The sequence below is a fragment of the Ruegeria sp. HKCCA5839 genome (assembly GCF_013035585.1).
In the GTDB taxonomy this organism is placed as follows: domain Bacteria; phylum Pseudomonadota; class Alphaproteobacteria; order Rhodobacterales; family Rhodobacteraceae; genus Ruegeria.
The window spans coordinates 54461-67055 of record NZ_WQIE01000001.1 but is presented as its reverse complement, the minus strand read 5'-3'; the positions used below and the strand labels follow the sequence as shown (position 1 = coordinate 67055).

The window sequence follows — 12595 nt, the reverse complement described above, 5'->3', positions numbered from 1 at the left end:
GTGAGCTGTGATGAAAAAGATTGAGGCGATCATCAAGCCGTTCAAACTGGACGAGGTGAAAGAGGCGCTGCAAGACGTTGGTGTGCAGGGGCTCAGCGTGATCGAGGTCAAAGGATTTGGCCGTCAGAAAGGTCATACAGAACTCTATCGCGGCGCCGAATACGTAGTGGATTTCCTGCCCAAGGTTAAAATCGAAGTTGTGTTGGACGATGATCAGGTTGATGCCGCCATCGATGCCATCGTATCGGCCGCTAAAACAGACAAGATCGGCGACGGCAAGATTTTTGTCTCACCCGTAGAACAAGCCATCCGCATTCGTACCGGTGAAACCGGCTCGGACGCGTTGTAATCGACTAATCTCCAATCAGAGGAATAGAGAGAATGAGCAAGGACGCAGTTCTTCAGCTGATCCGTGAAGAAGACGCAGAATATGTCGACATCCGCTTCACCGACCCGCGCGGTAAGCTTCAGCACGTAACCATCATGTCTGACCAGGTTGACGAGGACTTCCTGGAAGAAGGCTTTATGTTTGACGGCTCGTCCATTGCCGGCTGGAAGTCGATTGAAGCATCCGACATGAAACTGATGCCCGACACCGAAAGCGCCTATGTCGATCCGTTCTATGCGGAAAAGACCATCTGCCTGCACTGCTCGGTTGTCGAGCCCGACACTGGCGAAGCTTATGAGCGTGACCCGCGCGGCACCGCCGAAAAGGCCGAAGCCTACCTGAAATCCTCGGGCATCGGCGACGTAGCCTATTTCGGACCCGAAGCTGAGTTCTTCCTGTTCGACGATGTGCGTTTCTCGAACAGTATCAACAAAGTATCCTACGAAGTTGATGCAACCGACGCGTCCTGGAACACCGACACCGAATATGAGATGGGCAACATGGGACACCGCCCTGGTGTCAAAGGCGGCTATTTCCCGGTCAACCCTGTAGACGAAGCGCAAGATCTGCGTTCCGAGATGCTGTCGACCATGAAGCGTCTGGGCATGAAGGTCGACAAGCACCACCACGAGGTCGCCTCGTGTCAGCACGAGCTGGGTCTGATCTTTGACAGCCTGACCAAGCAGGCCGACGAGCTGCAGAAATACAAATACGTGATCCACAACGTGGCGCACGCTTATGGCAAGTCGGCAACCTTCATGCCGAAGCCGATCGCAGGTGACAACGGCACCGGCATGCACTGCAACATGTCGATCTGGAAAGACGGCAAGCCTTTGTTTGCAGGCGACAAATACGCCGACCTGTCCGACGAGGCGCTGTATTTCATCGGTGGTGTCCTGAAGCACGCCAAGACACTGAACGCCTTCACCAACCCGTCGACCAACAGCTACAAGCGCCTGATCCCGGGCTTTGAAGCTCCTGTTCTGCGCGCCTACTCGGCCCGTAACCGTTCGGGTTGTGTCCGTATCCCATGGACCGAAAGCCCCAAAGCCAAGCGCGTCGAAGCTCGCTTCCCCGATCCGGCCGCAAACCCATACCTGGCCTTTGCTGCTCTTCTGATGGCCGGTCTGGACGGCATCAAGAACAAGATCGATCCGGGCGAAGCCATGGACAAGAACCTGTACGATCTGCCTGCCGAAGAACTGGCCGACATCCCGACCGTTTGTGGCAGCCTGCGCGAAGCTCTGGAAGCTCTGGCCTCGGACCACGACTTCCTGCTGCAGGGCGACGTGTTCACCAAAGACCAGATCGACGGTTACATCGAACTGAAGATGGAAGAGGTCGAAACCTACGAGCATACGCCGCACCCTGTTGAGTACGGCATGTACTACAGCTGCTAATCCTTTTTTGGATTTGAAATGCAAGGGCGTCCCAATGGGGCGCCCTTATTCGTTCGCCCCCGGTTTGACCACATCATGCTGATCCCTCACTATCGTCTGGCATAATCAGATCGGAGCCCGCAAATGCCCCCTGAGCCTTCGCCCTTCGCCCCCTATTCCGATTTCATCACATCCGCCGATGAGCTCGAAGCACTGGCCGGTCATCCGCTGCCGCAGATCGTCGCCAAAGAGATCCCAGCGCTGGACCAGATGTGCCGCGACTTCATTGCAGCTTCGGGGTTTTGTCTGATCGCAACCACCAACCCGGATGGCTATATCGATATTTCGCCCCGCGGCGACCCGCCCGGATTTGTGCATGTTATTTCGGACCAACTGATCGCGATCCCGGATCGGCCCGGCAACAAACGGATGGACACGTTCCACAACATCCTGCGCGATCCGCGTGCCGGGGTGATTTTTTTGGTTCCGGGCAAATTGGAAACGCTGCGCCTGCGCGGCACTGCCCGTCTGTGCAAAGACCCAGACCTGCTGAACCAAATGCAGGTAAATGGCAAAGCGCCAAAGCTCGCCTTGCTGATCCATGTTCGATCTGTCTTTGCCCATTGTCCAAAATGCGTCATCCGCGCGAATCTCTGGCAGCCTGAAAACTGGCCCGACACGTCCAGCCTGGCGGATATGAATGCCATGATGGTCAAGCACGCGCGGATTCAGTCCACCCCGGATGAGTGGTTCGAAAAGCTCAAAGAAGCAGGAGAGCTTGATCTGTATTGAAGACTGCTTGCGTTTGAACCCGTCCGGCCTAGGCTGACCTTGATGGCCTAGCCTGAAAGGTAAAGACATGCTTCGATTGACCGCCGCGTTCGTTTTGGGGCTCGCCCTGACTTCCGCTGCTGCAGCTGCCCCCTGCGGTAACACCAGCGCGGGTTTCGAGGCTTGGAAAGCAGACTTCGCCAAGACCGCGAAACGCGCTGGTGTCAAACGCAAGGGGCTGCAGGCCCTGGCACAGACCCAATACGCAACCCGCACCATCGCAGCCGACCGAAACCAGAAAAGTTTTAAATACTCGCTGGACAAGTTCATGCAGGTGCGCGGCGCAGACGCTATCGTGGCCCAAGGCCGCAAACGCAAGGCACGCAACCCCGAATTCTACGCTGCCCTGGAGCGCCAATTTGGCGTCCCTTCAGGTGTGCTGATCGCCATTCACGGAATGGAAACAGGCTTTGGTAATTTCATGGGTGACAGCCCCGTCGTGTCATCAATCACGACGCTGGCCTATGATTGTCGCCGATCCGAGTTTTTTATTCCCCATGCCATTGGGGCCCTGAAACTGGTGGACCAAGGTAGCATCACCATGGCCACAAAAGGGGCAAAACATGGCGAGTTGGGACACACACAGTTCCTGCCTGGCAACGCCCTGACCTATGGTATCGACGCCACCGGAGACCGCGAAGTTGACTTCTACAACATGACCGATGCGCTGGCCTCAACGGCTAATTTCCTTCGCAAGAAAGGCTGGAAACCCGGTCGAGGCTATCAGCAAGGAGAGCCCAATTTTGCGGTGATCAAACAGTGGAATGCAGCGTCTGTCTATCAGCAGTCAATTGCGATTATTGCGTGGCGAATCGATAACTAACACCCACATCCCGAACCGGGTGGACAAGCCCCATCTTGCCATCTTTTGGACACAACAATTTAATGAAATCCAATGTTTCTTGGTTTCCAATGCGTAACCAATCCCTGATATTTCTCGATTTTTTCTTAAAGCGCCAAATTTTGCCCAAGTTCGCTCCTTATGATTGCTGGTGAAAACGACCACTGCGGCGGAAAGAGGAAAAGTCTTTGACCTCAAAACACGACTATCACGGCGGCGTTCAATTTGACGGTGAAGCTAAGGATGCGCTGACACATTTCAGTGACATCGTTGCCGCAACGCTTGAGGACTATGGCTACCAGGTGGAACGCAAGGCGCAGCTGAGCGAGACCGAAGCCAGCATCGTGTCCAGCCAATACCTTGTACGGCTGACGCTTGACTCGCTCCCGCAACATGCTGACCCCCGCTACCAACGCATGGACAATGCAGCCGGGTTGAAGACGCTTGAGCGTCAAAAGAGTAAACAGCCCGAGAACCGGCTCGCGCTGACTGTTACTCCGGTTTCGGCGATTTTGGACGACACTGAAGTCTCGGAACTGATGTTGGTCGTGATGCTCTACCGGATGATCGATATCTGTTCGACCCGTCGTATCGAATGGTTGTCGGAAAAGACCGTCTTAACAGCCGAGCAGTTCCTCAGCGCATTCGACTCATTCGCACCACGCAGGCTGCGTGACAAGAAGCAGATTTTTGATGTGATCAGCGGCCCGTTTGCGGGTTTGAACATGGCAAACCATGAAGCCGATGTGGTGGCTTTTGCCGAACCAACTGCGCGCCCGATCCAGCTGACAGATGACCAATTGCTCAGCATCGCCTTTCGCACTGAACCCGTCGATGGCGAGGGATCCGAGCAAGTCTTGGTAACCTGTGCACCCGAGGAGCAACCCAGCGATATTCTGCGCCTGTCCAGCTGGGGCATGACCGGTGCGATTGCAAGCGTCTCGGCCCCGATTGCATTGTCGCTGGCAGCGGTCAATCTGATCCGTGGTGAGGATTTCCGTCTGAACACGCAAGTCGTCGCTCTTACAGTGGCTCTTTTCGGGCTGAACACCAGTGGCGCCATTGCCGGAGTGACTTCTGCTATCGGCTTTTGAACAAGACAACCCTAAGACCCTCCTAGGAAGGCCCCGTCATTTGGCGGGGTTTTCCATTTTGGGCAGGGTTTGAGCGTCCAGGACATAGGTGTGGATCGAAAAAACCACAGCGCGGGTTCTTGGCAAACGGAGTAGAACCTGCCGCTCGCTGCGCAGAAACCGAGCAGAGCCCCGATCCCTGATCTCGCGTGGATCGTTCACGCTGCGTGGCTGATACAACTCAGCGTCGTGATACCAGAGGGCATTGAAGCGCCATAAAGGGCGGCCGGGCTGTATACCATCGAACAGCCGTTGGACTCGGCGGGCGATATTGGCGTCATAGGGATCAACTCGATCATGAATGCCGATCAAAGGGCGCATGAACTTCTCGGACAAGCACCAACTGGCCGGAAAGCACAGAATGGCTCCGGTCAGAACGTGTTCGTCACCCTGTTTCTGCAAGATACACAGATCTTCCTGCACCAGATGGCACAGCGTCTCTAGAGGCTTGGCGCGATCAATCTTGACCCGAACACCATCCGGGCGCAGCGCATGATCCCCTGCATCAGGGTAATGTAGCGCCAGAGCCATTTCCAAAAGCTCTTGCGCGGGTTCAAATGCCTGCGCGTCCATCGCCAGAACATCCTTGCGATGATCTCGCAAAACCTCGGCCCTACGGCGCATTTGCGCATCAAAGGCATCATCCCGACGCAGCCAATCATCTGCGTCAGCAGCGCCGATACCGGGGAGTGCGGTTTCAGTCAGCGGGTCATAGGGAATGGAGCTCTGTAAGATCGTAGTCATGCGCCCGCACTAGCAGCCTCACCCAGAAATGTCGGTAAAAAAGCGACGTCCGAACGGTCGCAAACAACTGCGACCCGAAAAATGGCACCTTGCACAGTCATCTGGCAAGGATGGAGGCCCTAAGTGAACGTTCCATATCGCGACACGCGCAAGATTGACCCGACCAAAGGGGCAGCTCTGGGCGACGGCACACCAAATGACAATGACCGGATCGAGATCGGACCGACGCAGCTGGCGTTTTCTGAATGGGCCGCAGCCGGGCTTGAGCTGCCAAACCTGGAGACCATGCGCAACTATCGCTGGCAGCGCCTGACACAGGCCGTTGTCGACCGAGGCTATGGTGGATTGCTGATCTTTGATCCGCTCAATATCCGCTATGCCACCGACAGCACCAATATGCAGCTGTGGAACACGCATAATCCGTTTCGCGCCGTTCTGCTTTGTGCTGATGGGTATATGGTGATCTGGGACTATAAGAATTCGCCGTTTCTGTCCAAGTTCAACCTGCTTGTGCGCGAGCAGCGCTCGGGCGCGGACTTGTTCTATTTTGACCGTGGCGACAAGGTCGATGTTGCGGCTGATGTGTTCTCGAACGAGGTGCGCGTGCTGATCGACGAACATGGCGGCGGCAATAAACGCCTGGCGGTCGACAAGATCATGCTGCACGGCCTGCGCGCACTTGAGGCGCAGGGCTTTGAGATCATGGAAGGTGAGGAGCTAACGGAAAAAACTCGCGCCGTCAAAGGCCCGGACGAGATTCTGGCAATGCGATGCGCCAACCATGCCTGCGAAACCGCCGTGGCCGAAATGGAAAGATTCGCCCGTGCGAATGCGGGGGATGGCAAAACCTCGGAAGATGACATCTGGGCCGTTCTTCACGCCGAGAATATCAAGCGCGGAGGCGAATGGATCGAGACCCGCCTGCTGGCCTCGGGGCAACGTACCAACCCGTGGTTTCAGGAATGCGGCCCCCGGATCACGCAGCAAAACGAGATCATTGCCTTTGATACCGACCTCATTGGATCATACGGCATATGCGTTGATATCTCACGCACCTGGTGGATCGGCGACCAAAAGCCTCGCGCCGACATGATCTATGCGATGCAGCACGCGCATGAGCACATCATGACCAACATGGAAATGCTGAAACCCGGTGTGATGATCCCCGAACTGACTGCGAACAGCCATCGTTTGGACGACAAGTTTCAAGCGCAGAAATACGGCTGCCTGATGCACGGCGTTGGCCTGTGTGACGAATGGCCCCTGGTCGCCTACCCTGACAAGGCGGTAGCCGGATCATATGACCATCCGCTTGAACCCGGTATGGTATTGTGCGTCGAAGCAGCAGTGGGTGAGGTTGGCGGCGACTTCTCGATCAAGCTGGAAGATCAGGTCCTGATCACCGAAGACGGTTATGAGAACCTGACCAAATACCCGTTCGATGCGCAACTGATGGGCACCGCTTAAAAACTATTCGCTCTGCCCCCAACCTGACCTTCTGACATTGCCATGCCAGTCCTCTTGCCTGGCGGCGTTCTGGTCGGCCATATCAAGCGGCCAGTTCTGCCCTAAGGCAAATCCAGCTGCTCCGGTCAGAAAAACCGCAAAGATAAGGCTTGGCTGAATGATGGGTTTGTGCGGGACACAAGGTGCATGTGCCATTTTGGCCTCCGTTCGTGACTTATCTGTAAGCCCAATGTGGTTGCCGCCGAGAAATAATGAAAATGAATGTTTAATCGGTATTGAATCACAAAATGTGATATATTGATCCAATGCTCCGCTGAACGGTTGGATCATTCGAGACAAAGTTTCAGTCCCTCACCTTACCGTTACGGTTCTGACATAGGGGTTGAGCCGCTCCCCGTCAGCACCCAGTATGGTTCCGCCTCCAAACACCAAGGATTCCCTATGCCAACGGAACGCGTAACTTTTGCCGGACATGACGGCAGCCGACTTGCGGCCCGGTTAGACCTGCCGGATGGGCCTGTCTTGGCCACTGCCCTGTTTGCCCATTGTTTCACATGCTCAAAGGATATCCCGGCAGCGCGGCGCATTTCGGCACGTCTTGCAGCCATGGGAATTGCCGTCTTGCGGTTCGACTTCACCGGGCTGGGGCATTCTGAAGGGGAGTTTGCGAATACGACCTTCACATCGAACGTCCAGGACCTGACTGCAGCAGCTCAGTATCTGGCGGGGCGGGATATGGCACCTGCGCTGTTGATTGGTCATTCGCTTGGTGGGGCTGCGGTTTTACGGGCCCGTGCATCAATCGCGTCGGTCAAGGCCGTTGTGACATTGGGCGCCCCGGCGGATCCCGGCCATGTCTCGCACCATTTCGAGGCCGCCCTCCCGGAAATCGAAAAGGATGGCAGTGCCGAAGTATCGCTCGGTGGTCGACCTTTCCGTATAGGCAAGGCCTTTGTCGACGATATCTCGGAAACCGCGCTGACGCCTGCGATTGCCAATCTGAACGCAGCGCTTCTGATCCTGCATGCGCCGTTGGATTCCACGGTCAGCATCGACAATGCCAGCAGTATCTTCATGGCTGCTAAACATCCCAAAAGCTTTGTGACGCTGGATGACGCAGACCATTTGATCACGCGCATCGAAGACGCGAATTACGCAGCAGATGTGATCACCGCCTGGGTGTCACGCTATGTTAAGCTAAGCCCTCCCGCCCCGCCGATCGGCGCGCCTGAGGGTGTTGTGCGCGTGACCGAAGCCGATCCCAGCGGATTTCTGCAGGACATCCAGTCCGGTCCCCACCATCACGCCATAGCTGACGAGCCGGTGTCCTACGGAGGCACGGACCGAGGCATGTCGCCCTATGGCTTTGTATCCTCGGGCTTAGGCGCCTGCACGTCGATGACCATCCGCATGTATGCACGGCGTAAGCGCTGGCCGCTGACCAGTGTCAGTGTGGATGTGTGTCACAACAAGGTACACGCACAGGACGCCGGTCTCGCCATCAACGAAGGCAAAGTGGACGTCTTTCGCCGCAAGATCCGATTGCAAGGTCCGCTGGACGATGCACAACGGGCCAAATTGATGGAGATCGCGGACAGATGTCCGGTACATCGCACCCTGGAAGGGACAGTTCAGATCACGACCGAACTATTGCCCACTGAATAGGTCTGCGCCACGGGCCCACCCCGCAGCGCAGTCAGAACTATCTGCGCGGGCCAGGCCGGTGGATTGGCGGTCGCGCTGTGGGTGGGCGCGCAACTGGCGGGCGTGGTCGGGCCGGAGGCTTAGCGACAGGCGGTTTGGGACGCGCGGGCGGTTTCCCGGCAGGTGGGTTTGGTCTGGACGGTGGTTTGCCCGCAGGCGGATTGGGCCTGACTGGTCGATCAACGTCGATATCCACATCGACATCGCGACGGTAATAGTCGTTCCAAAGCATCGAATCGTAGAACGGATCATATCCGTAACCGACGCCAAACCCGACAGCGACACCATCGCAACCAGACAGAGCAAACGCCGAACCTCCCAGTCCCAGAGCCAGCACCGTTCGCTTAAGGATCGAATACGCCATTTGCTACCCTCCTATCGCAGTGACCGGAAGGATTCGAACACGGCGTTCAAATCCTCAACATAGCCCGCATCGGCGCTGTCACGAAGGATGGCAACGCCAACAGCCACACGGTCGCGCGGAAGGTCGATCACGGTCGCGGTAAAGTTCACACCTCGCCCATCGCGCCGCCCGGTGCCGCGGATGACTTGAGCTGGCAATCCGCCAATGCGCTGACGCGTGTTGCTGCTCACCTGCGGGTCCTTGACCAGGAACTTGTCGATATCTCGCAGGTATTGGATCCCCCCATCGATCGTCGAAACACCTTCGGGCGAAATGAACCCGATCCAAGCCGCATCATCGGTTACAGGCCGCATGCCCATGACCCGGGACACGCTGCGCGGGTCATTGCCGCTGGTGTCTTCAATCTCGCGTGGGCCACCGACCCGAAGCGCCCAGAAGTCAGGGACAATGAACTGGAACAACGGCGCGCCACCATCTGTATAGGTGACGGGAGTATCTGCACTGGCAGGCACAGCGCTGCCCAGTAAAAGCGCAGTAAAAGCCCCAAGGGCGGAATTCTTAAGAAAGCGCATATCTTAATAACCTGATGATTTCTCTGCCATCAGATTGGACGCGTATGCCCCTGTTTGTCCAGCCTGCAAACACGGGGCACAAAAAACCCGCGACCGGAGATACCGGCCGCGGGCTCTTGTCGAAATCCAGGGAAATCAGGTACGCGCGTTGCCGACCAGTTTCCAGACCGCCGGGATCAGCAGCGCCGCCAGAGCCAGCTTGATCGCATCACCCAGCAGGAACGGTGTCAGACCCCATTCCAAGATCGGTTTGTCCCAGCCGAACAATTGACCCAGCCACAGCAGGCCCGGCACATAGATGAGCACGTTGGCCAAAACCAGCGCCAGCGCCAGTTTGCCGACCGAGCGGTCCCAGCCGCGCGCGGCCAAGGCACCCAGCGCCAGTGTCGCCAGCACATAGCCGACCAGATAGCCGCCGGTGCCGCCCATCATGTAGGTCAGGCCGTTTTTCTCGGCTGTCGAGCCTGCGAACACGTCAAAGCCCAGCGCGCCAACCAGCAGATAGCCCAGCATGGTAACCAGCCCAAGACGTGCGCCATAAGCGGTGCCGATGGTCAATACCGCAAAGGTCCCCATTGTGATCGGAACCGGCCACATCGGAACTTTGATCTTGGCGGCAACGGCCAGAGCAACAATGCCCAAGGCAACCAGTACAACCTGTTTGACGCGCAGCGCTGTCCCCTCGCGCGGGCCAATTGCGTTGGCCAATACGTTCGCATTCATTTTGTTTTCTCCACTTGCGGATCTCTTTGCACATGCAGCAATGCCCGTTCCGGCCCCCTGCTGCAAGATGATTACGCTATCGTCGCGTAAATTCGGTCTCCATTTCATAGGATTTTCGCGGGCCCGACACGGTCCAGCGGACGCTCCAGCGCGGCCATCCTGTGAAATCGTATTCTGCATCATAGCTGTCAGGGGGGCAATCGTGATGATCCTTCTCGTGGGGTCGGCCCAATGTCAGAGCGTGGAAATAGCGATCATCGTCGAAATAGATGGCAATCCCGCCCTCAGCTGCGCGCCAAAAATAGCGCCGCGTTCCGGTCATTTCAGGTTGTCCGGGAATGCGCAGCGTGACCGTCTCATTATAGATCAACCCGCCTGATCCGGGGCGCAACTCAGCCTCACCATCGGCCTGCACCACCTGCCCGGCCCGCTCATCGCGGATCAGTCGCGTCAGTGCCCAACGCCCTTCGAAATCGGTCAATCCTGTGGGCAGGTTCACTCGGAATACATCCCGTCTGTAATGCCGCCCGCATCATCCACAAATCGGATTACGTCGCCTTTTTGCTGTACGTCATAGCACGCCCACAGGTCCGACGGTGGCCAGACCGAGCAATACTGATCCCCCCGCACAGCCCAGCGCCCGGTGCTTGGGCCGCCTGAGAAATAGTTTGTCACCATCGACGGCTCAAACACCTGCCAGACCCCCTGCCCGTAGTCGAGCTTTTGGCCCGACAAGGCGGTCAGAATTTCATCGCCCGACAAGGTTTTGAACGTATCAGCCGCCGCAATACCCGGCCAGATCAACAAAATCAGGGCAAACCGTCTCATCCCGCCACTCGTGCCTTGTTCCCTTGGACCAGCACGGCTAAACCCCGCGCCAACGCCTCATCCCAATCACAAAAAGGGTCTGCCGCCAATGATTCCCCGCTATTCCCGTCCTGACATGGTCGCTATCTGGTCGCCCGAAACCAAGTTCCGCATCTGGTACGAGATCGAAGCCCATGCCTGCGATGCCATGGCTGATCTGGGTGTGATCCCTCGCGAAAACGCGCAAGCCGTATGGAAAGCCAAGGACGTCGAATTTGACGTGGCGCGGATAGATGAGATCGAGGCGGTCACCAAACATGACGTCATCGCCTTCCTGACCCATCTGGCTGAGCATGTTGGCAGTGAAGAGGCGCGCTTTGTTCACCAGGGCATGACCTCATCCGACGTGCTGGACACTTGCCTGAACGTGCAGCTGACCCGCGCCGCGGATCTGTTGATTGCCGATCTCGAAGGTCTGCTGGCCGCGCTCAAGCGTCGTGCGATGGAGCATAAGAACACCGTTCGCATCGGTCGCAGCCACGGCATCCACGCGGAACCCACCACCATGGGCCTGACCTTTGCGCGGTTCTATGCCGAGATGGACCGCAACCTGTCACGGATGCGCGATGCGCGCGCCGAGATTGCGACGGGTGCGATCAGCGGTGCGGTTGGCACATTCGCCAATATCGACCCCCGCGTCGAAGAACATGTGTGCGATCAACTGGGCCTGGTGCCCGAGCCGATCAGCACGCAGGTTATCCCGCGCGACCGCCACGCCGCTTTCTTTGCCACGCTTGGAGTAATCGCCAGCAGCATCGAAAACATCGCTATTGAGATCCGCCACATGCAGCGCACTGAAGTGTTGGAAGGGGCCGAGTTCTTTTCGATGGGCCAGAAAGGCTCATCCGCGATGCCGCATAAGAAAAACCCGGTTCTGACAGAAAACCTGACCGGCCTGGCCCGCATGGTGCGTGCGGCGGTGATCCCGGCAATGGAAAATGTGGCGCTGTGGCACGAGCGCGATATCTCGCATTCTTCGGTCGAACGCATGATCGGGCCCGACGCCACGATCACTCTGGATTTCGCGCTGGCCCGTCTGACCGGCGTGATCGACAAGATGTTGATCTTCCCCGAGAACATGATCGAAAACATGAACAAGTTCCCCGGCCTGGTCATGAGCCAGCGAGTGCTGCTGGCGCTGACCCAGGCCGGTGTCAGCCGCGAGGATGCCTATGCCATGGTACAGCGCAACGCGCTGAAGGTTTGGGAACACCGCACTGATTTTAAAGAGGAGCTTCTGGCCGACCCGGACGTCACCGCAGCACTCAGCCCGGATGAGATCGAAGAGAAATTCGACCTCGGGTATCACACCAAACATGTCGATACGATTTTCGCCCGCGTGTTTGGCGAAGATTAATTTCTGGCCAGTTTTTGCCGAAGGCCCGGGTTGCACGGCGCAATCCGGGCCTTCTTTTTGGAAGGCTGGCGAATTTGTGATAGGATCACTGCGTAGTCTTTGGAAAGGACACCACCATGATCCGGACAACCATCTGCGCTGTGGCGCTTCTTTTTGCAGCAACTGCAAGCTTCGCCTGTAATGGGCACTCAAAGCAGACACAGTCTTGCGCTGAGGGTACCGTTT

General features: G+C 57.1%; 15 protein-coding genes. 8 read left to right on the top strand and 7 right to left on the bottom strand.

Annotation, left to right across the window (positions count from 1 at the left end; genetic code table 11):
- Positions 1-10 precede the first annotated feature (10 nt).
- From GOV38_RS00325 to GOV38_RS00305, 5 genes are all read left to right on the top strand, one after another.
- The gene (locus GOV38_RS00325; protein ID WP_171099777.1) at positions 11-349 is read left to right on the top strand and encodes a P-II family nitrogen regulator; all 339 of its coding nucleotides are present in this window, start codon (positions 11-13) and stop codon (positions 347-349) included.
- Between the two features lie 32 nt (positions 350-381).
- The gene (gene glnA, locus GOV38_RS00320) at positions 382-1788 is read left to right on the top strand and encodes a type I glutamate--ammonia ligase (protein WP_171099779.1); all 1407 of its coding nucleotides are present in this window, start codon (positions 382-384) and stop codon (positions 1786-1788) included.
- 123 nt (positions 1789-1911) lie between these two features.
- Positions 1912-2559, top strand: coding sequence for an MSMEG_1061 family FMN-dependent PPOX-type flavoprotein (locus GOV38_RS00315; RefSeq protein ID WP_171207219.1), 648 nt, complete (start codon positions 1912-1914; stop codon positions 2557-2559).
- Positions 2560-2626: 67 nt separating this feature from the next.
- A complete protein-coding gene (locus tag GOV38_RS00310; protein WP_171207218.1) occupies positions 2627-3421 on the top strand; it encodes a lytic transglycosylase domain-containing protein in 795 nt (264 codons plus the stop codon).
- 206 nt (positions 3422-3627) lie between these two features.
- Positions 3628-4533 carry a hypothetical protein gene (locus tag GOV38_RS00305; protein ID WP_254430420.1) on the top strand — a complete coding sequence of 302 codons (906 nt, stop codon included), beginning with the start codon at positions 3628-3630 and terminating at the stop codon, positions 4531-4533.
- Positions 4534-4569: 36 nt separating this feature from the next.
- Here GOV38_RS00305 and GOV38_RS00300 read toward each other — a convergent pair whose 3' ends face one another.
- Positions 4570-5316 (bottom strand): DUF3445 domain-containing protein, encoded by a 747-nt coding sequence (locus GOV38_RS00300; protein WP_171207217.1) that lies wholly within the window; start codon positions 5314-5316, stop codon positions 4570-4572.
- A gap of 123 nt (positions 5317-5439) precedes the next feature.
- On the opposite strand from GOV38_RS00300, the gene dddP reads away from it, so the two are divergent.
- Entirely contained in the window at positions 5440-6783 is a 1344-nt protein-coding gene (dddP, locus tag GOV38_RS00295; RefSeq protein WP_171207216.1) for a dimethylsulfonioproprionate lyase DddP, read from the top strand.
- Between the two features lie 3 nt (positions 6784-6786).
- Here dddP and GOV38_RS00290 read toward each other — a convergent pair whose 3' ends face one another.
- Positions 6787-6978, bottom strand: coding sequence for a hypothetical protein (locus GOV38_RS00290; protein ID WP_171207215.1), 192 nt, complete (start codon positions 6976-6978; stop codon positions 6787-6789).
- Positions 6979-7224: 246 nt separating this feature from the next.
- On the opposite strand from GOV38_RS00290, the gene GOV38_RS00285 reads away from it, so the two are divergent.
- Entirely contained in the window at positions 7225-8448 is a 1224-nt protein-coding gene (locus GOV38_RS00285) for a bifunctional alpha/beta hydrolase/OsmC family protein (RefSeq protein ID WP_171207214.1), read from the top strand.
- Positions 8449-8485: 37 nt separating this feature from the next.
- Here the strand turns inward: GOV38_RS00285 and GOV38_RS00280 are convergent, their stop codons facing one another.
- From GOV38_RS00280 to GOV38_RS00260, 5 genes are all read right to left on the bottom strand, one after another.
- Positions 8486-8851, bottom strand: coding sequence for a hypothetical protein (locus tag GOV38_RS00280; RefSeq protein ID WP_171099794.1), 366 nt, complete (start codon positions 8849-8851; stop codon positions 8486-8488).
- Positions 8852-8862: 11 nt separating this feature from the next.
- The gene (locus tag GOV38_RS00275; RefSeq protein ID WP_171099796.1) at positions 8863-9423 is read right to left on the bottom strand and encodes a hypothetical protein; all 561 of its coding nucleotides are present in this window, start codon (positions 9421-9423) and stop codon (positions 8863-8865) included.
- Positions 9424-9558: 135 nt separating this feature from the next.
- Positions 9559-10146, bottom strand: a complete 588-nt coding sequence (locus tag GOV38_RS00270) for a biotin transporter BioY (RefSeq protein WP_171099798.1) — start codon at positions 10144-10146, stop codon at positions 9559-9561.
- 76 nt (positions 10147-10222) lie between these two features.
- Positions 10223-10645 (bottom strand): DUF6314 family protein, encoded by a 423-nt coding sequence (locus GOV38_RS00265; RefSeq protein WP_171130127.1) that lies wholly within the window; start codon positions 10643-10645, stop codon positions 10223-10225.
- Entirely contained in the window at positions 10642-10974 is a 333-nt protein-coding gene (locus GOV38_RS00260; RefSeq protein WP_171207213.1) for a hypothetical protein, read from the bottom strand. Before GOV38_RS00260 ends, GOV38_RS00265 begins: the two co-directional genes overlap by 4 nt.
- Positions 10975-11062: 88 nt before the next feature.
- Between GOV38_RS00260 and purB the strand changes: the two genes are divergently transcribed.
- A complete protein-coding gene (purB, locus tag GOV38_RS00255) occupies positions 11063-12370 on the top strand; it encodes an adenylosuccinate lyase (RefSeq protein WP_171207212.1) in 1308 nt (435 codons plus the stop codon).
- The last annotated feature ends 225 nt before the right edge of the window (positions 12371-12595 follow it).